Here is an 18402-nt window from a genome sequence, read left to right on the forward strand (position 1 = left end):
CGGGTAAGTCCCTCGACGGTCAGTAACCTCAACCAGAAGATTTACGAGCGTATTGAGGAGTGGCGGCAGAGGCCGCTCAGGAATCGCTACGTGTATACCTACCTGGACGGCCTTTGGCTCAAGCGGGCTTGGGGAGGCGAGGTCGAGAACGTCAGTATCCTCGTGGCCATCGGAGTGAACGAGATGGGATTCCGCGAGGTGCTCGGAGTGAGCGAGGGCATGAGCGAAGACAAGGAGAGCTGGAGGAACCTGCTTCGCAACCTATACGGGCGGGGACTGCGCCGGATCGATCTGGCGATCTCCGATAAGGCAGCCGGGTTGATCGAGGCCTTACCGGAGTTTTATCCGCAAGCCAAATGGCAACGATGTGTCTTCCACTTCCATAAAAACATCCTACACAAAGTGCCCAAACAAAAGCGCGAGGAGGTGATCCCTATGCTCAAGGCAATCCATGCCCAGGAAGATGCCCAAAGTGCCCGCGAAAAAGCAATCTCCGTGGCCGCCAAGCTCGAAGACTTGAAGCTCGGTCCTGCAGCCAGCATCCTGCTTCAGGGAATCGACGAATCGCTCACCTACTACCGTTTCCCCAGAGAGCACCACCGCAGCATCCGCACCAACAATATGCTCGAAAGGATCATGAAGGAGATACGTCGCAGAACCCGAGTGGTCGGAAGCTTCCCGGATGGGAAAAGCGCTCTCATGCTCGCCTGTGCCAGACTTAGATACATCGCCACCAAATCGTGGTCCGATACCCGAAAATATATGGATATGACCAAGCTTGAGGAAATCGAACTTCAACAAACTGCCTGAAAATCGCCAGCCCCCCATGGGGGGCTATTGACATCAACATCAACGAAACATCATAAACCAATCACCAACGCCTTGAGGCACTCAGACCTTTTTGCGAAAGATTTTGGACACTAACCGGCTCTCGCCGATCCTCTCCGCGGTGCTGGAGGGATTTGTGCATGACGGAAGTGTGGAGCGGAATGGCGAAAGCCATTTCGATGGGGCTTGGTTGAGAAATTCGAGATTTGGCCGCCTTTCCGTAGAAACGGCTCTCGCCGTTCCTCTCCGCTGGGTTGGGTAAGCGTTCTGGTCGAAGCCTCTCCCGGGTTGATCACTTTCTTTGGCTTGGAAGGATTTTCTGGATTGAGTGATCTTGATTCTGGAGCAAGATGGCGATGTGAAAACTCGCCCCTTTCTCTCGTTCTTTGTTTTATTGTTACTGGCTCCGGTCGCGCGAGCAGATGTCTCGGTGGCGGTCTTGGATTTCGGCTCGAGTGAGTCGGCTCGAGATCTTGCCGAGGATTTCGGGACGCTATTCGAGTTTGCGTTGGGAATGCAGGACGGAATTCTCCTTGTCGAGAGGGGCCAATTGGATTCGGCGTTGGACGAGTTGGCGAGAGGGTCCTCAGGAGTTGTCGGTCCAGAGTATGCGGGGAAAGTGGGTCAATTAACCGGAGCCCAGGTTTTGGTTTCCGGAAAGCTGCTGAAGGCTGGGGACGATTGGGTGGTTATTTCGAAAGTCATGGGAACCGAAACCATGCGGTTGTTTCCCGCGAAAGTGACTTTTTCTGACGAGGAGGAGATTGGTGATGCGGTAGAGTCTCTTGCGGTCCAAGTTGCTGCGGAGATCCGTGATCATCGCCACGAATTGTTGGCGGGTTCGGGTGAAGATAGTGGCAGCCTCAATGCTCTGATCGAGATGGCGGAGGGAGTTGAATTGCCGACTCTTCGCGTAATCATCCCGGAGGTGCATATCGGTACCCGTGTTCCCGATCCGGCGGCACAGACGGAGGTGATTCGGGTGCTGCGCGAGATAGGATTTACGGTGTTGGATGGAGGTTCCGAAGAGGAGGCTGAGGTCCTGGTCACCGGAGAGGCATTCAGCGAGGCCGGATTGAGGATCCGGGACTTGGTTTCCTGTCGGGCCCGAGTCGAGGTGAAAGCGGTCGAGGAAGCTTCGGGCAACATCGTGTTCAGTGATGCCGAGAACGCGGCAGCGGTCGATACGGCCGAGTTTATTGCTGGAAAGAGTGCTCTGCAAAGGGCCGGAGGCAAGGTGGCTCCAGAGCTTGCCGAAAAACTGATCGATCTTTCGCGGTAGTTGAATGTTTTACTTTCGTGAGAGAATAGGTCCGATGAGAATCTATTTTTCAGGACTCGCGTTATTTCTTCTGTGTGGGGCGGTCCTGGGAAACGGGAAAGAGTCGGAGGATGTCGTTCTGGCTATCATTTCTTCTGAAAAAGAGAGGAATGTCGCTGATATGCTTCTCGCGGATTTGTCGGGGAGGTCAGGGCTTGCGTTTGTCGAGCGCGATGAAATGGACCGAATTCGTGAGGAGCTCGAGATGCGCGATTGGTCTTTTTCGTCTGGGATCGACAGATCTCAGTTTGCCGGAGCGGATGTTCTGGTTCTCTTGAGGCGGCCAGTAGCGAAGGCTCCGCCTCTTTTGCGGTTGATTTCGACCCATACCGGGGGAGTTCTGGGAGCTACCGAGATCCCGGAGAAGGTTTCTCCCGAATGGTCCGAGCTCACCGCTGAGTGGATCGCGAAGCATTGCCGTCTGGATCGGGTGGAAGGCGTGCCTCTCGTCATGATGCAACTACAGTCGGCCCGAGGGGATTCCGCAAATGAGTTGCTTGTGAGCGCGAAACTGGGGCGCGAGTTGTATTTTCGGCCGGAGATTGCGGTTCTGGAGAGATGGAGGCTGAGGGATGCGGTTTTCGAGAAGTTGCTAAAAGACTCGGGAGAAAACTTTGATCGGGCGGGATGGATTCTGGAAGGAAGGATTTTCGATCAAACCGATCCGATGGTGGTCGAGATTGTTCTGCGACAAGCGGGGACCGATTCGCCCGTCCTCGAGAAAAAATTCGAGATCGATGAAGCGGGGAGGGTATTTAACAAGATCGCAGTCGAGATATCCGCTGGATTGAATGTTTCAGAAGGGGAGATCGAAGAATCGATCAACGACCGGGGTGAGGTCTCTGAGCAGCTTGATCGGGGGAAATGGGCGATGGAGTGGGGCGATTACGATCAGGCGATTCGTTCGTTTGAGAACGGGATCGCTCTAGCGCCTCGAACCTATGCCACATTCGAGGCATACTTGGCTGCCGCCTACTTCAAGAGAGGGTCATGGCAAACGGTGATTCACTCGGGGGTTAATGATGCAGACACATTTCAAAGCGGACTTCTCGATCTTTGCATGGCCTTCGCACTGCTCAGGAACGCAACGGACGATCCTCTCGAATTCGGTCCGAGAGTTCATGGGCTGGCCTGCGACATGTTGATTGGATTGAATCGTCCTTTGACTTCCGGAGCCGCGTTGGAAACCGATATTGCTGAGGTCCGCCGGTCTCTCGCCGAACTGCGTCGGAATGCGCGTCAGGTTTACCGCAAACTTCTCATCGTTGAAGACCTGGATCCGCGTTATTTCAAACAATTGGTGGAAGTGGATTGGATCAGCGGCAGTCCTGTCGGGCATGAGTATTTCACCTCGGTGATGGCTGGACTGACATCCGGAGGGTTGTGGGAGGAGACGCGGGAGGATGCGATTGAGACGTTGATCGAGGCCTCGAAACGGCTCGAACGGATGCCGGAAGAAGGACAGGCGGCGGTTTTTGAGGCATCGGTCGGGGCGCGGGGCTTCGACTTATCCTGGATTGGGCGTTGGCCGGGAGGATTCGATCTCCCCGGGGATATGGAACTCTGGTCGGACGAAGCGAGTGGAGAAGGGGGATTGGTCGAAATGATTCCTGCGTTGGCTGCTGTCTGGGCTGCAACTTCGGTCCAAGGTTCTCCTTTTAGCAAAAACGACCCAAACGCCTGGGAGTCTGCCGCTCGCGATCTGGCAGCGGTCATTCGGGATGAGATGGAAAATTTGCTCGACCAAGAGAATCCGGAGCTTTTGGCGCCGATCTCTGAGGTGATTGAGAGCTCCTGGCGAGTTTCGGTGTCCAGTGAATCCTACGCGGGGGCTCGAGAAGCCTTGGAGTCGGCTTGGCTGGCGGCGAACGAGGAGGTCCTCGATTCCGGCGATGACGTTCACTACATGGTTTACAACTTGTTCAATCGTCCGGAGATGGTCCCTCTCCGGGAGCGAAAGCAATTGGAGGCGCGGGTGCGCGACCTTCTGGACTCTGCGGAAGGGGGCGAACGATTTGCGTTGGAAAGAATGTTGGAAGGCTTGGCGTCTGTTCAGCCTCCCCCTCCGAGTCAGGGACTGCCCTCCAGCGGGTTCGCTTCTTGGCGTCCGCGTTTAGAGGTTCGTGAACCCATCCGTGAGGAATCGGAAAATCCAAGGCAGAATATCACCCATTCGGCCGATTTTGGGTTCAGTTTGAGCCCCGGGCCCGAAACGAAGATCATTGGAGAGGGGCGGGAGCCGTCGCGTTGGCTCTTCCGTGCGCGCGCCGACGAACTTCGACACCCGACTGTGGAGCACCGTATTGTGTATGGAGGAGGACGCATGTGGATTGCGTGGGCGTACCCGGGCCGACTGGTGGTGGAGCATTTCGACCTCGATGGCGATTCTTCCACGCTTTGGTATCCACCTTCCCCGCGCGACGAGGTCCATTTCGGGGTCAACCTCGCGGTCCTGGGCGGCAATCTTTTCATCTACAGTCAAAGGAGTCTGCTCTGGACACCGCTCGAGAAGGAGGATTGGCATCTGTGGAAGTTCGAGCCGGGGTTCCTTCAGCAGATGAAACTGTCTGGCGGGGAGCTGTATGTGGTGGGTGGGGACTCCATTCAGCGGATCGATCCCGAGTCCGAGTCCCTCTCGATCATTTGGTCGGAACGCCTTGGGATTGAGGAGGCGGATGCGCCGGGGGCAAACGGATTGAAGTTTATCGCTTTTCCGAAGGAAGGGACTCGTGCTCCCACCTATGAGCTGCAAATCAAAAGTTCGGAGGATCGTCAGGATATTTGGCAAATGGCCAAGCAGGGAGAGTTGAGGACAAACTTTGATCCTGCTGCAGCGTTCTGGGCCATTTATCAAATGCGGGGGCCCCAGATTCCCCCGGATCGATTCAATCGGTGGAGTTACGGATCGGCTATCGAAGGGCTTTCACCCATGGACGAAGAATCGGTCATCGCGGCGGGAGCGGACTCTGAGGCGATTTGGTTGCTTTATGGAGGTGGCGGTCGAGAGGATCAGCGCTATTTTCTGGGCATGGTTCCTTGGGACCGACGTGAGCCGGCGCGGGAATTGCCCATCCAAATGCCGGAATTTTCAGACACGCTTTTGGTCGCTCCCGACGCTGTGCTTGTATTCTATCAGGAATCTCTGCCGGTCGCTGTCTATTCAAAAGTGGATTGGGAGTCGGGGAACTGAGATAGAGTCCGCAAAGTTTCTATCGTTTTCGATCCCGGAGCGATGGATGGGGCTTGTCCGGATACTCAGAAACGGCTCTCGCCGTTCCTCTCCGCGGTGTTGGAGGGATTTGTGCATGACGGAATTGTGGAGCGGAATGGCGAGGGCCATTTCGATGGAGCTTGGTTGAGAAATTCGAGATTTGGCCGCCTTTCCGTAGAAACGGCTCTTGCCGATACTTCCCGCAGGGTTGGAGGGAAAGACCGCTTCGGGGGCTTGTGGGTTTGTCGACTTCTCGGCGAGATTCTCGCGCGCATTTTCACCCCGAATTCGGTGACAGAATTTTTTCCAAAAAATTAGGGAAATATTTCTTGCGTGGGGGACTCTCAGGGGTATTCTCCTCCGTTTTCGCTAAATCCGAACCATTTGAGAATTTCATGCCAACGATCAACCAGCTAGTCCGCAAGCCTCGCCAATTGGTGAAGGCGAAGACGAAGTCTCCTGCGCTGAAGAATAATCCCTTCCGTCGTGGAGTCTGCGTTCAGGTCATGACCCGTACCCCGAAAAAGCCGAACTCTGCCATCCGTAAGGTTGCCAAGGTGCGTCTCACCACCGGGATTGAAGTCATTGCCTACATCCCTGACGAAGGCCACAACCTCCAGGAGCACAGCATCGTGCTCGTGCGTGGTGGTCGTGTAAAGGACCTTCCAGGTGTCCGTTACCACATCGTTCGCGGAACTTTGGACTGCCGGGGAGTCGAAAAGCGTCGTCGGAGCCGCTCCAAGTATGGAGTGAAGCGTCCGAAGGAATCCTAATCAACTTCGAACCTATTTCCGAATCATGTCGCGTCGTCGCCAAGCCGAAAAACGGGAGTTCATTCCCGATCCCCGTTATCAAAGCCAGCTGGTCAGCCAACTGATCAACATGGTCATGAGCTGCGGCAAGAAGTCTCTTGCTCAGCGCATCGTTTACTCCGCTTTTGAGCGTGCCAGCGAAAAGCTGGAAAAGGGTGATCCAGTGGATCTCCTTCTCGGTGCTCTCGAAAACGCCCGCCCGAAGCTGGAGGTCAAGAGCCGCCGCGTCGGGGGTGCTACCTATCAGGTGCCGGTCGAGCTTAGCTACGAACGTCAGCAGGGCCTCGCCCTTCGCTGGATGGTAGCTTCTGCCCGTGCTCGTAAGGGAATTTCGATGGGGGAAGCCCTCGCTAACGAAATCATTGATGCCTACAACGGCACTGGAACGGTGGTCCGTAAAAAGGAAGAAACCCACCGCATGGCTCAGGCGAACCGCGCGTTTGCTCACCTTCGCTGGTAAGAGTTCTTTTCGAACCTTGTTCCTTTTATTGGAGTCCCCGTCATGTCCGCCGCAATGGAAATTCTCGATGTCAACGCCAAGGAGCGCCTGTGCCCCTTGGAGCGGACTCGGAATATCGGCATTGCTGCGCACATCGATGCGGGGAAGACCACCACGACCGAGCGCATGCTCTACTACACTGGCGTCGTTCATAAGATCGGCGAGGTGCATGAGGGTACTGCGGTAACGGATTGGATGGAACAAGAGCGCGAGCGGGGGATTACGATTACCTCGGCCGCGATTTCCTGTGAATGGACTGCCGAATGGGGCCCTTTCACCGGAGAAAAGCACCGGATCAACATTATCGATACTCCGGGGCACGTCGATTTCACCGCCGAGGTCGAACGTTCTTTGCGAGTCCTCGATGGGGCCGTCGGGGTGTTTTGCGCCGTCGCCGGTGTGCAGCCTCAGTCCGAAACGGTCTGGCGGCAGATGGATAAATACAGCGTCCCGCGGATCGCTTTCATCAATAAGATGGATCGCACCGGGGCCGATTTTCACGCTGCCATTGAGAGCATGCGCGACCGCCTTCGTGCCAATGCGCATCCGCTTTATTTGCCGATCGGTGCCGAGGAAAACTTTAAGGGTCTGATTGACCTCGTGGCCAACCAGGCCCTGATGTATGACGAAACCGACCCTCTCGGTGTCCGTTTCGATCTCATCGACATTCCTGCTGATTATCGCGAGGAAGCAGCCGAGTATCGCGAAAAGCTCATCGAAGCGCTCGCTGATTTCGACGACGAACTCGCCAATCGCTACTTGGAAGGGGAGGATCTCTCCGAAGATCTGCTTCGCCGGGCTGTCCGCAAAGCGACCCTTTCCCGCGAATTTGTCGGAGTCATTCCCGGTTCTGCATTCAAGAACAAAGGTGTGCAGCGTCTCCTCGACGCCATCATCGACTACCTGCCTTCTCCTGTTGACGTTCCCGCAATTCGCGGTGAGAGCGAAAAGGGGGAGGAAGTGACCGTTCACGCCGACGATCACAGTAAAGTGGCTGGCCTCGCATTTAAGCTGATGACCGACCCGTTTGTCGGGAAGCTTGTCTTTTTCCGCGTCTATTGTGGCCAGCTCCGTAAAGGGATGTCGGTTTACAACCCGCGCACCCGGAAGACCGAACGCATCAGTCGCCTCATGATTATGAAAGCGGATACCCGTGAAGACATCGACGTTGCCTTCTCTGGAGACATCTGTGCGATCATCGGGGCAAAAGACGTCGTCACTGGCGACACCCTTACTGACAAGGCTCTCGACATCCGTCTGGAGCCTCCGTCGTTCCCTGAGCCTGTGATTTCCATGTCGATCGAGCCGCACTCCCGCGCCGATTCGGAAAAAATGTCTCTCGGGCTCCAGCGCCTCGCTGAAGAGGATCCGACCTTCGTCGTTTCCTCCGATTCCGAAACCGGGCAGACATTGATCGCCGGAATGGGCGAGCTGCACCTCGAAATCATCCGTGACCGCCTTTTCCGCGAGTTCAAGGTTGAGGCCGATGCCGGGCGTCCGCAAATCGCTTACCGCGAAACCATCATCGGGACCTCCGAAGCCGAGGGCAAATTCATCCGCCAGTCGGGTGGACGTGGTCAGTATGGCCACTGCGTCATCCGCATCGAGCCGAATGAAAAAGGGAAGGGGATTGAGCTCATCAACGAGATTGTGGGCGGCACCATTCCCAAAGAATTTATCAAGCCGACTTTCGACGGGATTAAAGAAGCCTCAAATAATGGGGTCACTGCGGGATATCCTGTGATTGACTTCAAGGTTCATCTCGTGGACGGTTCTTTCCACGACGTCGATTCTTCGGAAATGGCCTTCAAAATGGCCGGGATCTTCGCTTTCAAGGAAGCGATGCGCACCGCCAGCCCGGTTCTTCTTGAGCCAATCATGAAGGTCGACGTTGAGTGTCCCGAAGAGTTCCAAGGGGATGTGGTGGGTGACTTGAACCGTCGCCGTGGCCAGATCCAGAGCATGACCACCCGCAATCAGCTCACCTCGGTTCATTCTTTCGTTCCACTCGAAACCATGTTTGGTTACGCGACCGATGTTCGCTCTTTGAGCAAAGGCCGCGCGACCTACACCATGGAGCCCTCTCATTTTGAGCAGGTTCCCAATAGTGTCCTCTCCAAAATTGTCGAAACCACTCCCCAAACCTTCCGCGGTGGGGATAACTAATTTTTGCCTACGATGACAAAGCCACGCATACGCATTAAACTGAAGGGCTTCGATTACCGAATCGTCGACCAGTCCACCAACGACATTGTCGACACGGCCAAGCGCTCCGGCGCACGGGTGTCCGGACCCATTCCGCTTCCTACGCGGATTGAGAAGTTCACCGTGAACCGTTCGCCGCACGTGGACAAGAAGGCCATGGACCAGTTCGAACTCCGTTCGCACTGCCGTCTGCTCGACATCATTGAGCCGACCGCGAATACCGTGGACGACCTCAAGAAACTAAATCTTCCCGCCGGGGTAGAGATCACGATCAACGTCTGATCTCACAACCCATTTCGCCCGCCAACTCTCTCGTTTTGAGATAAGCAAAAACCAGTAAACAATAAACGCTAACGCAGGGCCCTTAGGGTTCAATGGAGGAATCTTTCCAACAACCCCCCTGCCTCTTGCATATGAGCTTCTTACTGATCGGAAAAAAGATCGGCATGACACAGGTGTTTGATGAAAACAACCAGTTGTTGCCGGTAACTGTTTTGGAAGCTGGACCTTGTCCAGTAACCCAAGTAAAGACCGTCGAAAATGACGGCTATAACGCTGTGCAGATCGGATACGGCCCCCAAAAGGAAAGCCGTCTATCCAATCCACAACTCGGCCACCTCAAGAAGGCTGGCGTGGACGCAGTTCGCGTCCTCCAGGAGTTCCGCCTGAACGGCGATGAAACTTACGACCTGGGCCAAACCCTCACCGTCGAGAAATTCGAAGGTTGCGAAAAGGTTGACGTCATTGGCGTCAGCAAAGGGCAGGGCTTCCAAGGGGTTGTTAAACGCCACGGATTTAGCGGAGGTCCCGCCTCTCACGGTTCGATGACCCACCGTCGCGGGGGTTCTTACGGTTTCTGTCAGGATCCCGGTCACGTGATCAAGGGCAAGAAAATGCCGGGTCACATGGGGAGCCGTCGTCGTACGGTTCAAAACCTGAAAATCGTCAAGGTCGACACCGAGCGCAACCTGATCCTGGTCAAGGGAAGTCTTCCCGGCCCGAACGGTAGCCTCATCACGGTTCGCCCTGCGAAAAAGCAGCGCACCAAGAAGGCTGCCGCCTAAGACCCAGTAGTTGAAGGAGTAAAACGATGAATTTGAAATACTATTCCGCAGACGGAACCGGGGGTGACGAGCGCGAGTTCGCTGGCTTCCCCGTTTTCGAAGGCTCGAAGGGCCGGATGGCTCTTCGCCAAGCGATTATCGCCGTGCAGGCCAACCTGCGCCAAGGCAATGCCTCGACCAAAACTCGTGGTGAAGTGTCTGGTTCCGGTAAAAAGATGTTCCGCCAGAAGGGTACAGGCATGGCCCGCCGCGGTCCCAAGCGTACGCCTCTCCTCCGTGGAGGTGGTGTTGCCTTCGGCCCGAAGCCACGCAGCTACTCGCAGAAGGTCAACCGCAAGATGCGCCGTTTGGCACTTGCCCGCGCTCTCTTCGAGCAGGGTCAATCCGGTTCGATCAACGTGATCGAGAAGTGGGAAGCCGCCGAAGTGAAGACCAAGCCCTTCGACGCCCTCGTATCCAAGATCCAGCCGAACCGCCGGGTTCTGATCGTGGACGACGAGATTTCCACCAACGTCGCCCTTTCCGGACGTAACATCGCCCGCCTCCACTTTGCTGAAACCAGCAACGTGAACGCTTACGACATCGTCCGTTTCGACACCATTATTTTCAGCGAGCGAGCCATCGACACTCTTCTCGCCCGCGTCAACGGAGGAGAGTCATGATCGAACCATCGAAAGTTTTGAAAGAAAGCCGGGTAACGGAAAAGGCCACGAACCTGACCGCCAACCTGAACCAATACACCTTTGAAGTATTCCCCGACGCTACGCGGACTCAGGTCAAGCAAGCTGTCGAGCAAGTCTTCAAGGTCGATGTGGCCAAGGTGAATGTCCTCAACGTGAAACCCCGGGTTCGTCCGGACCGGATGCGCCGCAACCGCGCGGGTCGCGTCTCCGGAATGAAGAAGGCGATCGTTACCCTGAAAGAGGGTAGCTCGATCGAAATGATCTGAACGGCCGCCTAATCAGGAGATAAGAAAATGCCGAATATTGAATTTAATCCAACTACGCCAGGTCAACGCCACTACGTGCGTAACCACCAGGAGCTTTCCCGGAAGCGCCCGGAGCGTCGCCTGACCAACTCGAACCACAACCCGAAGGGTCGTAACGTTTACGGTCGTATCACTTCGCGTCGTCGGGGTGGGGGACACAAGCGCCTTTACCGTCAGATCGATTTCCGTCGTGATAAGCTCGACATCCCCGCAACCGTTCGGGAGATCGAGTACGATCCCAATCGTTCCGCACACCTCGCGCTGCTTTTCTACGCAGACGGCGAAAAGCGCTACATCCTTTGCCCGAACAAGGTGAATGTCGGCGACACCATCGTTTCCTCGATGAAGTCGGACGGCGAATTTCACCCCGGTCATTCCTACCCGCTGTCGGAGATCCCTCCTGCCACTCGCGTTCATTGCATTGAACTCGAACCCGGTAAAGGGGCTCAGATCGCTCGTGGTGCCGGAGCCGGTGCTCAGCTGATCTCCATCGACGGAGACCGCGCGACCTTGAAGATGCCCAGCGGAGAAATCCGCCTCGTGCATTCCCGCTGCCGGGCCACGATTGGCCAAGTCGGCAATCTGGGCCACTCCAACCAGTCGATCGGGAAAGCCGGTCGTAACCGTTGGAAGGGTCGTCGCCCCCGCGTCCGCGGTGTGGCTATGAACCCGGTCGACCACCCAATGGGTGGTGGTGAAGGCCGCACCTCCGGTGGTGGTCACCCGGTCTCTCCTTGGGGTCAATTGTCGAAGGGTTATCCGACCCGCCGCAAGTCCAAGCCGTCCAACTCGATGATTCTTGTCCGCCGTAACGGCCGGAAGATGAAGCGCTAACCCGTTAATTACTTTATCGCACCATGGCACGTTCCATTAAAAAAGGTTTCTTCGTCGACCCGAGCCTGATGAAAAAGATCGAGGAGGCTCAACGGGCAAGTTCCCGTAAGCCCATCCAGACTTGGTCACGTCGCTCGACGATCACTCCCGACTTCGTCGGTCTGAATCTCAACGTCCACAACGGCCGTTCCTTTGTTCCCGTGTATGTCACGGAAAACATGGTCGGTCACAAGCTGGGTGAGTTCGCACTGACCCGGGCGTTTAAAGCACACAATCCTCGCACCCAACGCTAATCCTTTTCGATGCACCTTCTTTCTTCCATTCGCGCTCTCGTGGCACTTCCGCTTTTTGCGGCAGTGGCTGTGGCAGTGCCGGCGGACAAGCCGTCCCGCCCTGGATTTGTCGACTCTTTGGAGCCGTCAAACCGGGCGCAGATCGCTCGTGTCGTCGTGGGGAGTGAAGCGGACCTCGTGGTCCTCTCCTCCGGATGGTTGGAAGGGTTTCGCACCGGAATGGCCTGCATTGTTTCCGAAGGTAACGTGCGGACAGGGGAGATCCTCCTCGTCGACGTACGCCTGAACCACGCGGTAGGCCTTATCCTCAACCGTCCCGATGATGCTGGTATCAATGCCGGCAATCTCGTTACCATCAAAACCTTTTCCGTTTCCAGCTAGAGCCATGCAAATCCAAGCTTACACGAAATACGCGAGAATGTCCCCGAAGAAGGTTCGGGAAGTCGCTCGCGAAATCCAGGGTCGCAACGCCGCAGAGGCGCTTGACCTCCTTAAATTCATCCCGCGCAAATCGGCGCGTCTCCTGCGCAAAACGCTGGAGTCGGCTATCGCCAATGCGGAAAACAACAACAATCTGGTTGCCGACAACCTCACCGTTGCCCGCGCCGTGATTGAAGAGGGGCCCGCCCTCAAGCGTTTCCGCCCGGCATCGCGCGGATCCGCACACCCTTACGCCAAGAGAACCAGTCACATCCGCATCGTCCTCAGCGACGAAGCTTGAACCACCTTCACTAAATCATGGGTCAAAAAGTAAATCCAATCGGTTTCCGTCTCTCCGTCCGCCGCAACTGGCGTGCGCGTTGGTATGCTCGGAAGAAAGAGTTCGCCCCGCAGCTGAAGGAGGACATCGATATCCGCACCTTTTTGGAAAAACGTCTGCGCACCGCTTCGGTGCCCCACGTTTTCATTGAGCGCGCATCCAACCGCATTCGTGTGACCATCTACACTGCCCGTCCAGGGATGGTGATCGGTCGCCGCGGGCAGGACCTCGAGCGCATGAAGGCCGACCTCAACAAGAAGATCGGCAAGGACATCATCCTCGAAGTGCAGGAAATCAAGAAGCCCGACCTCGTGGCCCGTCTCGTTGCCGAGAACGTCGCCCTCCAGCTCGAGCGTCGCATTTCTTTCCGCCGCGCCATGAAGCGCGCCGTCCAGACCACGATGGCAATGGGTGCCGAAGGCATTCGTATCCAGGTCAGCGGACGTCTCGGCGGTTCGGACATCGCCCGCACCGAGCAACAGCGCAACGGTCGTGTGCCTCTTCACACCCTTCGCGAAAACATTGATTACGGGTTCGCAGAAGCCCAAACCGTCTACGGTAAGATCGGCATCAAGTGCTGGCTCTGCCTCAAGGCGGAAGACATGCAGTTCTAACCAACTTAGGGAGACTCAAAAATGCCTCTTTTACCATCAAGAACCAAATACCGGAAGGTCCAGAAGGGCCGCGTCCGCGGGAAAGCCAAGGGTGGGGATTACCTCGCTTTCGGTGAATTCGGAATCCAAACCCTTGACCGGGGCCGGATGACCGCCCGTCAGATCGAAGCTGCTCGTGTGGCCATTAACCGCCACCTGAAGAGAAAAGGGAAGGTCTGGATTCGCGTATTTCCTCACCTGCCGGTAACCAAGAAGCCCGCCGAAACCCGTCAGGGTAAAGGGAAGGGTAGTGTTGAATACTGGGCTGCCGTTATTAAGCCGGGCACGATCCTCTTCGAGGTCTCCGGTTGCAGCATCTCTGCCGCTCGCGAAGCCTTCCGTAAGGCCGACGGCAAACTCCCATTCCGCTGCCGCTTTGTGAGCCGCGAAGTACTGGATTGATCCAAGGAGGTCCCACAGTCATGAAAAGCAAAGAAGCCCGAGAATTATCCGTCGCCGAGATCGAAAAGAAGATCCGCGACTCCCGCACCGAACTGGTTAACCTGCGTCTCCGCAAGCAGACCGGTCAGGTCGAAAAACCGCACCTGCTGCGGGAGATCCGTCGTGATCTCGCCCGTCTGCAGACCATCTTGAACGAAAAGAAGGCCGCTGAGTCCACCTCGGCCGCCTAAGTAGACAGAGGATTTCACAATGAGCGAACGCAACAGCCGTAAGGATTTGATTGGCATCGTCAGTTCCCGTTCCGGGGACAAGACGATCAAGGTCACCTATTTCTACAAGATCCCGCATCCTCTCTATAAGAAGGAAATTAAGCGGAAAACCGTGCTCCATGTGCACGACGATAAGAACGAATGTAAGGTCGGCGACAAAGTTGAGGTGATGGAAACCCGTCCCCTCAGCAAACTGAAGCGCTGGCGTGTCGTACGTGTCGTTGAGACGGCACCGACGATTTAACCAATTTTGAAACGGAGGATTCATCCATGATTCAAATGCAATCCAGAGTTGATGTTGCGGACAACAGCGGGGCGAAAGTCGCGCAAATGATCCGCCGCATTGGCCAGAGCAAAAAGACCGCGTCTGTCGGTGATATTATCATCTGCAACGTCAAGGAAAGTTCCACCGACGCTACGGTGAAAAAGGGCGAAGTGGTCCGTGCGGTTGTCGTGCGCACCAAGGCCCCGATTCGTCGTGCCGACGGTAGCTATCTTCGTTTCGACGGAAACGCGGTTGTCATCATTAACAAAGACGGAAACCCACGGGGAACCCGTATCTTCGGACCGGTTGCACGCGAATTGCGCGCCAAGTTCATGAAGATCATCTCATTGGCTCCGGAGGTACTCTAATATGGCAAAAAGTATTAAAAAGGGCGACGACGTCGTAATCATCGCGGGCGAGCACAAGGGTGCCCGCGGCAAGATTCTTCAGGTCATTCCGGCCAAGGATCGTGTACTCGTAGAGGGTGTGAACATGCGTAAGCGTCACGAAAAACGTACGCAGGACTCCGAAGGGGGAATCGTGGAGCGCGAAGCCGCTCTGCACATCTCCAACGTGATGCTCCAGGAAAAATGGGAGGCACGTTCCAAAAACTGATCCGTTTCGGACCAGTTGAGAAAACGGAATTTTAGGAATTTTCTTGCTTTAGGCGAATCTGCGGGCATTCTCGCCCGCTTTTTTCCAAGCAAGCTTTAACACCGGGTCGGAAATCCGGAAAAACCATGAGCAAACCAAAATTACAGTCTGTCTATCAGGAAACCATTCTCCCCGATTTGATGAAGGAGAAGGGTTACAAGAACACACTTCAGGCCCCACGCCTGACCAAGGTGGTCATTAACACTGGCGTGAGCGCAAGCCTGGATAAGGCCGCAGTCGAAGAGGCTGCTCGCGACGTCAGCTCGATCGCCGGTCAGAAGGCCGTCATCACCCGTGCTCGCAAGAGCATCTCGAACTTTAAGCTTCGGGAAGGCATGCCGATCGGGGCGAAGGTCACTCTCCGCGGTGCACGCATGTGGGAATTTGTTTACCGCTGCCTGAATATCGCTCTTCCGAACATTCGCGATTTCCGCGGAGTTCCCAACAAGCTGGACGGTTCCGGCAACTATACTCTCGGGGTGTCCGATCACACGATCTTCCCGGAAATCTCCACCGACGGCAGCCGCCGCAACATGGGGATGGACATCACCTTCGTGACTTCGGCCGACAACGACGCCGATGGTCACAATTTATTGAGCCGCCTCGGAATGCCGTTCCGTAAGAACCAATCGGCTGAATCCGACGCACAAGCAGCCTAACTCCAGCGAATTACCAGTACCATGGCAAAGAAGTCAGCTATCCAAAGAAATTTGAAACGCATCCGTCTCGTCGAGAAATACCAGAAGAAGCGGATCGAACTGAAAAAGAAGCTCCTCGACCCGGATCTTTCCGACGAAGAATTTTTCAAGGCGCAGAAGCAGCTCTCAAAGCTGCCGCGTAACTCCTCACCGGCCCGCGTTCGCAACCGCTGCTCGGTCACCGGTCGTCCACGCGCTTACCTGCGCAAGTTCGGTCTCTCCCGGATCACCTTCCGGGAACTCGCCAATGAAGGGAAAATCCCTGGCGTGACCAAGTCGTCCTGGTAAACCCTAGAAGGATCGAAACAACATGGCTATTCACGATACAATTGGAGATTTCCTGACCGCTATCCGCAACGGAAGCAGCGCTGGTCGCGAAACGATCGAAACCCCCTTTTCCAAGATGCGCCTCGCCATTGGTGAGATTCTCGTCAAGGAAGGCTACCTCGCAAAGTGCGAGAAGGTTGAAGCTCGTAAGAACGTTCCCGCGATTCGGATTGATTTGAAGTACGTTAACAACACTCCGGCGATTACCGACCTGCAACGGTTGAGCCGCCCCGGATGCCGTCGTTACACTTCTTCAACTGAAATGCCGAAGGTTCTCGGAGGATTGGGATTCTCCATCATTTCCACCCCTAAGGGTGTTCTTAAGGATTCCGAAGCCCGCCGACAGAAGGTCGGAGGCGAGGTTGTCTGCGAAGTCTGGTAATCCGCCGAATAAGAGGACACAGCAATGAGTAGAATTGGAAAACTTCCGGTAGCTATCCCGGAAAAAGTTAAAGCCGAGATCACCGACAATACGGTCAAGATCGAGGGCCCGAAGGGCTCCCTTTCGCAGACCTTTGATTCATCGGTCTCGATCGAGTTTGCCGACGGCGAAATCCGTGTTTCTCCGAATGGGGAAAACCGCCGCGCCCGTGCCATGTATGGCACTGCCCGTTCGATTATCTCGAATATGGTTGAAGGTGTGGTCAATGGTTTCAGCAAGAAGCTGTTCATCGAAGGTGTGGGTTTCCGCGCTTCGGTCAGTGGCACTAACCTGAACCTCGCCTTGGGGTATTCCCACCCGATCGACTTTACGATCCCGGAAGGCGTGACAGTTACCGTCGCCGATAACACCAAGGTCACCGTAGAAGGGGCTGACAAACAAGCCGTGGGCGCCTGCGCCGCTCGGATAAAGAGCTTTTATCCGGCCGAGCCTTACAAGGGCAAGGGTGTCCGGATCGAAGGTGAGTTTGTCCGCCGTAAGGAAGGGAAGAAGACTGCCTAAGGCAACGTCCGAGGAAACTAGTTATGAAACTTGCAAAGAAAAAGAAGCTCGCTCAGAACCGCCGCTGGAGAATCCGCAAAAAGATTCGTGGCACCGCCGAGCGCCCGCGCCTGACCGTCTGCTTTACCAACAAGCATGTCTATGCCCAGTGCATCGACGACGTCGCTGGCAACACACTCGTTTACGCCTCTTCCCTCGACAAAAATGGGGAAGGCACCAAGCCCAATGTTGAAGGGGCTACGGCTCTCGGTGGTAAGGTCGCAGACCTCGCCAAAGAGAAGGGCATCGAAACGGTCGTCTTCGACCGTGCCGGGCGTCTCTACCATGGCTGCGTGAAGGCTTTCGCCAACGCGGCCCGCGAAAACGGACTCAAATTTTAAGGCATGAGAAATCCATCCAACAACCGCTCCCCGGCACCTGAGCCGGAAGAATCAGAATTTGTCGAAAAGGTCGTCCACATTAACCGTTGCGCGAAAGTCGTAAAGGGTGGTCGCCGTTTCAGCTTTGCCGCTCTCGTCGTCGTTGGCGACCGTAAGGGCAAGGTCGGATTTGGTTATGGTAAGGCCAAGGAAGTTCCCGAAGCGATTCGCAAGGGCACTGAGCAGGCACATAAGCACATGCAACCGATCCAACTCAAGGGTGACACCATTCCTCATCCGGTCATGGGTGAAGCCGATGGAGGCCAAGTCCTCCTCCGCCCGGCCAGTGAGGGTACCGGTATTATCGCCGGTGGTGGGGTCCGCGCCGTTCTCGAAGCCTCTGGCATCAAGAATGTTCTTTCTAAATCACTCGGATCCAACAATCAGCTCGCCATGGTCAACGCGACCATGGAAGGTCTGCTTCGACTCCGCACGGCTGAAAGCCGTAAGGAACTGCACGAAGCACCGGCAGGAGTCTGATTCTAACGGAGACTACATATAATGCGACTGCACGAATTGATTAACAGCAACGGTTCCAACCGTCCGAAGCGCCGCCTGGGTAAGGGTGAGGGCAACGGTCATGGAAAAACTTGCGGACGTGGACACAAGGGAAGCAAATCCCGCTCCGGTTACAGCATTCAGCCCGGCTTCGAAGGTGGGCAGATGCCGATGTATCGCCGCCTCCCGCACCGTGGATTCAGCAATTTCAAGTTCCACAAGGGTTATGCGATCGTCAACCTTGGCGACCTCGAGCGCTTGGCCGACGACGTGAAGGAAGTAAATCGTGAGGTTCTGGTGAAGGCCGGTCTCGTTCGCGACAACTCTCTTCCGCTCAAGGTTCTTGGCAATGGCGAGATCAAGTCCGCTCTCAAGGTGAGCGCTGCGGCTTTCTCCGCTTCGGCCAAGTCCAAGATTGAGGCCGCCGGTGGTGAAGCTCTGACCGATTGATATTGAAAA

Annotated in this window: 26 protein-coding genes and 1 pseudogene; all 27 read left to right on the forward strand. The window is 55.7% G+C overall.

Going from position 1 to position 18402, the window contains the following annotated elements; translation table 11 throughout:
- Window positions 1-810 (forward strand): IS256 family transposase (locus tag H5P30_RS15905; RefSeq protein ID WP_185690930.1); only part of this gene is annotated, 810 nt, incomplete at its 5' end.
- A 376-nt stretch (window positions 811-1186) separates the two neighbouring features.
- A complete protein-coding gene (locus H5P30_RS15910) occupies window positions 1187-2110 on the forward strand; it encodes a hypothetical protein (protein WP_185693899.1) in 924 nt (307 codons plus the stop codon).
- A gap of 34 nt (window positions 2111-2144) precedes the next feature.
- Entirely contained in the window at window positions 2145-5339 is a 3195-nt protein-coding gene (locus H5P30_RS15915) for a hypothetical protein (protein ID WP_185693900.1), read from the forward strand.
- A gap of 416 nt (window positions 5340-5755) precedes the next feature.
- Window positions 5756-6133, forward strand: coding sequence for a 30S ribosomal protein S12 (rpsL, locus tag H5P30_RS15920; RefSeq protein ID WP_185693901.1), 378 nt, complete (start codon window positions 5756-5758; stop codon window positions 6131-6133).
- A 25-nt stretch (window positions 6134-6158) separates the two neighbouring features.
- Entirely contained in the window at window positions 6159-6632 is a 474-nt protein-coding gene (rpsG, locus tag H5P30_RS15925; RefSeq protein ID WP_185693902.1) for a 30S ribosomal protein S7, read from the forward strand.
- 54 nt (window positions 6633-6686) lie between these two features.
- Window positions 6687-8837: an elongation factor G gene (gene fusA, locus H5P30_RS15930; RefSeq protein WP_185693903.1), complete on the forward strand. Its 2151-nt coding sequence runs from the start codon at window positions 6687-6689 to the stop codon at window positions 8835-8837.
- Between the two features lie 12 nt (window positions 8838-8849).
- On the forward strand, window positions 8850-9158 hold the full coding sequence (gene rpsJ / locus H5P30_RS15935) for a 30S ribosomal protein S10 (RefSeq protein WP_185693904.1): 309 nt from the start codon (window positions 8850-8852) through the stop codon (window positions 9156-9158).
- Between the two features lie 131 nt (window positions 9159-9289).
- A complete protein-coding gene (rplC, locus tag H5P30_RS15940) occupies window positions 9290-9940 on the forward strand; it encodes a 50S ribosomal protein L3 (RefSeq protein ID WP_185693905.1) in 651 nt (216 codons plus the stop codon).
- 26 nt (window positions 9941-9966) lie between these two features.
- Entirely contained in the window at window positions 9967-10602 is a 636-nt protein-coding gene (rplD, locus tag H5P30_RS15945) for a 50S ribosomal protein L4 (protein WP_185693906.1), read from the forward strand.
- Complete coding sequence (gene rplW, locus H5P30_RS15950; protein WP_185693907.1) at window positions 10599-10889, forward strand: 50S ribosomal protein L23; 291 nt, start codon at window positions 10599-10601, stop codon at window positions 10887-10889. Before rplD ends, rplW begins: the two co-directional genes overlap by 4 nt.
- 27 nt (window positions 10890-10916) lie before the next feature.
- The gene (gene rplB / locus H5P30_RS15955) at window positions 10917-11762 is read left to right on the forward strand and encodes a 50S ribosomal protein L2 (protein ID WP_185693908.1); all 846 of its coding nucleotides are present in this window, start codon (window positions 10917-10919) and stop codon (window positions 11760-11762) included.
- Between the two features lie 23 nt (window positions 11763-11785).
- Complete coding sequence (rpsS, locus tag H5P30_RS15960; protein ID WP_185693909.1) at window positions 11786-12055, forward strand: 30S ribosomal protein S19; 270 nt, start codon at window positions 11786-11788, stop codon at window positions 12053-12055.
- Window positions 12056-12064: 9 nt separating this feature from the next.
- Entirely contained in the window at window positions 12065-12436 is a 372-nt protein-coding gene (locus tag H5P30_RS15965) for a hypothetical protein (protein WP_185693910.1), read from the forward strand.
- 4 nt (window positions 12437-12440) lie between these two features.
- Window positions 12441-12776 carry a 50S ribosomal protein L22 gene (gene rplV / locus H5P30_RS15970; RefSeq protein ID WP_185693911.1) on the forward strand — a complete coding sequence of 112 codons (336 nt, stop codon included), beginning with the start codon at window positions 12441-12443 and terminating at the stop codon, window positions 12774-12776.
- 17 nt (window positions 12777-12793) lie between these two features.
- Window positions 12794-13429, forward strand: coding sequence for a 30S ribosomal protein S3 (gene rpsC, locus H5P30_RS15975; RefSeq protein ID WP_185693912.1), 636 nt, complete (start codon window positions 12794-12796; stop codon window positions 13427-13429).
- A gap of 21 nt (window positions 13430-13450) precedes the next feature.
- On the forward strand, window positions 13451-13870 hold the full coding sequence (gene rplP, locus H5P30_RS15980) for a 50S ribosomal protein L16 (RefSeq protein ID WP_185693913.1): 420 nt from the start codon (window positions 13451-13453) through the stop codon (window positions 13868-13870).
- A gap of 20 nt (window positions 13871-13890) precedes the next feature.
- The gene (rpmC, locus tag H5P30_RS15985) at window positions 13891-14100 is read left to right on the forward strand and encodes a 50S ribosomal protein L29 (protein ID WP_185693914.1); all 210 of its coding nucleotides are present in this window, start codon (window positions 13891-13893) and stop codon (window positions 14098-14100) included.
- Window positions 14101-14119: 19 nt separating this feature from the next.
- Window positions 14120-14383 (forward strand): 30S ribosomal protein S17, encoded by a 264-nt coding sequence (gene rpsQ, locus H5P30_RS15990; RefSeq protein WP_185693915.1) that lies wholly within the window; start codon window positions 14120-14122, stop codon window positions 14381-14383.
- Between the two features lie 26 nt (window positions 14384-14409).
- Window positions 14410-14772 (forward strand): 50S ribosomal protein L14, encoded by a 363-nt coding sequence (gene rplN / locus H5P30_RS15995; RefSeq protein ID WP_185693916.1) that lies wholly within the window; start codon window positions 14410-14412, stop codon window positions 14770-14772.
- Window position 14773: 1 nt separating this feature from the next.
- A pseudogene (rplX, locus tag H5P30_RS16000) lies at window positions 14774-14986 on the forward strand (50S ribosomal protein L24); the annotation flags it as partial.
- A gap of 158 nt (window positions 14987-15144) precedes the next feature.
- A complete protein-coding gene (gene rplE, locus H5P30_RS16005) occupies window positions 15145-15717 on the forward strand; it encodes a 50S ribosomal protein L5 (RefSeq protein ID WP_185693918.1) in 573 nt (190 codons plus the stop codon).
- 21 nt (window positions 15718-15738) lie between these two features.
- Window positions 15739-16044: a 30S ribosomal protein S14 gene (gene rpsN / locus H5P30_RS16010; protein WP_185693919.1), complete on the forward strand. Its 306-nt coding sequence runs from the start codon at window positions 15739-15741 to the stop codon at window positions 16042-16044.
- A 22-nt stretch (window positions 16045-16066) separates the two neighbouring features.
- Window positions 16067-16465, forward strand: coding sequence for a 30S ribosomal protein S8 (gene rpsH / locus H5P30_RS16015; RefSeq protein WP_185693920.1), 399 nt, complete (start codon window positions 16067-16069; stop codon window positions 16463-16465).
- A 24-nt stretch (window positions 16466-16489) separates the two neighbouring features.
- Window positions 16490-17026, forward strand: coding sequence for a 50S ribosomal protein L6 (rplF, locus tag H5P30_RS16020; protein ID WP_185693921.1), 537 nt, complete (start codon window positions 16490-16492; stop codon window positions 17024-17026).
- A 23-nt stretch (window positions 17027-17049) separates the two neighbouring features.
- Window positions 17050-17406, forward strand: a complete 357-nt coding sequence (rplR, locus tag H5P30_RS16025) for a 50S ribosomal protein L18 (RefSeq protein WP_185693922.1) — start codon at window positions 17050-17052, stop codon at window positions 17404-17406.
- 3 nt (window positions 17407-17409) lie between these two features.
- Window positions 17410-17925, forward strand: a complete 516-nt coding sequence (gene rpsE, locus H5P30_RS16030; protein WP_185693923.1) for a 30S ribosomal protein S5 — start codon at window positions 17410-17412, stop codon at window positions 17923-17925.
- 21 nt (window positions 17926-17946) lie between these two features.
- Window positions 17947-18393: a 50S ribosomal protein L15 gene (rplO, locus tag H5P30_RS16035; RefSeq protein ID WP_185693924.1), complete on the forward strand. Its 447-nt coding sequence runs from the start codon at window positions 17947-17949 to the stop codon at window positions 18391-18393.
- The last annotated feature ends 9 nt before the right edge of the window (window positions 18394-18402 follow it).

It is taken from the genome of Puniceicoccus vermicola (assembly GCF_014230055.1).
GTDB lineage: Bacteria > Verrucomicrobiota > Verrucomicrobiia > Opitutales > Puniceicoccaceae > Puniceicoccus > Puniceicoccus vermicola.

What these genes read in the sequence shown, in the direction of transcription:
- H5P30_RS15915 (WP_185693900.1), top strand. Translation starts at nt 2,145, where the DNA reads ATGAGAATCTATTTTTCAGGACTCGCGTTATTTCTTCTGTGTGGGGCG.
- rpsL (WP_185693901.1), top strand. Translation starts at nt 5,756, where the DNA reads ATGCCAACGATCAACCAGCTAGTCCGCAAGCCTCGCCAATTGGTGAAG.
- rpsG (WP_185693902.1), top strand. Translation starts at nt 6,159, where the DNA reads ATGTCGCGTCGTCGCCAAGCCGAAAAACGGGAGTTCATTCCCGATCCC.
- fusA (WP_185693903.1), top strand. Translation starts at nt 6,687, where the DNA reads ATGGAAATTCTCGATGTCAACGCCAAGGAGCGCCTGTGCCCCTTGGAG.
- rpsJ (WP_185693904.1), top strand. Translation starts at nt 8,850, where the DNA reads ATGACAAAGCCACGCATACGCATTAAACTGAAGGGCTTCGATTACCGA.
- rplC (WP_185693905.1), top strand. Translation starts at nt 9,290, where the DNA reads ATGAGCTTCTTACTGATCGGAAAAAAGATCGGCATGACACAGGTGTTT.
- rplD (WP_185693906.1), top strand. Translation starts at nt 9,967, where the DNA reads ATGAATTTGAAATACTATTCCGCAGACGGAACCGGGGGTGACGAGCGC.
- rplW (WP_185693907.1), top strand. Translation starts at nt 10,599, where the DNA reads ATGATCGAACCATCGAAAGTTTTGAAAGAAAGCCGGGTAACGGAAAAG.
- rplB (WP_185693908.1), top strand. Translation starts at nt 10,917, where the DNA reads ATGCCGAATATTGAATTTAATCCAACTACGCCAGGTCAACGCCACTAC.
- rpsS (WP_185693909.1), top strand. Translation starts at nt 11,786, where the DNA reads ATGGCACGTTCCATTAAAAAAGGTTTCTTCGTCGACCCGAGCCTGATG.
- H5P30_RS15965 (WP_185693910.1), top strand. Translation starts at nt 12,065, where the DNA reads ATGCACCTTCTTTCTTCCATTCGCGCTCTCGTGGCACTTCCGCTTTTT.
- rplV (WP_185693911.1), top strand. Translation starts at nt 12,441, where the DNA reads ATGCAAATCCAAGCTTACACGAAATACGCGAGAATGTCCCCGAAGAAG.
- rpsC (WP_185693912.1), top strand. Translation starts at nt 12,794, where the DNA reads ATGGGTCAAAAAGTAAATCCAATCGGTTTCCGTCTCTCCGTCCGCCGC.
- rplP (WP_185693913.1), top strand. Translation starts at nt 13,451, where the DNA reads ATGCCTCTTTTACCATCAAGAACCAAATACCGGAAGGTCCAGAAGGGC.
- rpmC (WP_185693914.1), top strand. Translation starts at nt 13,891, where the DNA reads ATGAAAAGCAAAGAAGCCCGAGAATTATCCGTCGCCGAGATCGAAAAG.
- rpsQ (WP_185693915.1), top strand. Translation starts at nt 14,120, where the DNA reads ATGAGCGAACGCAACAGCCGTAAGGATTTGATTGGCATCGTCAGTTCC.
- rplN (WP_185693916.1), top strand. Translation starts at nt 14,410, where the DNA reads ATGATTCAAATGCAATCCAGAGTTGATGTTGCGGACAACAGCGGGGCG.
- rplE (WP_185693918.1), top strand. Translation starts at nt 15,145, where the DNA reads ATGAGCAAACCAAAATTACAGTCTGTCTATCAGGAAACCATTCTCCCC.
- rpsN (WP_185693919.1), top strand. Translation starts at nt 15,739, where the DNA reads ATGGCAAAGAAGTCAGCTATCCAAAGAAATTTGAAACGCATCCGTCTC.
- rpsH (WP_185693920.1), top strand. Translation starts at nt 16,067, where the DNA reads ATGGCTATTCACGATACAATTGGAGATTTCCTGACCGCTATCCGCAAC.
- rplF (WP_185693921.1), top strand. Translation starts at nt 16,490, where the DNA reads ATGAGTAGAATTGGAAAACTTCCGGTAGCTATCCCGGAAAAAGTTAAA.
- rplR (WP_185693922.1), top strand. Translation starts at nt 17,050, where the DNA reads ATGAAACTTGCAAAGAAAAAGAAGCTCGCTCAGAACCGCCGCTGGAGA.
- rpsE (WP_185693923.1), top strand. Translation starts at nt 17,410, where the DNA reads ATGAGAAATCCATCCAACAACCGCTCCCCGGCACCTGAGCCGGAAGAA.
- rplO (WP_185693924.1), top strand. Translation starts at nt 17,947, where the DNA reads ATGCGACTGCACGAATTGATTAACAGCAACGGTTCCAACCGTCCGAAG.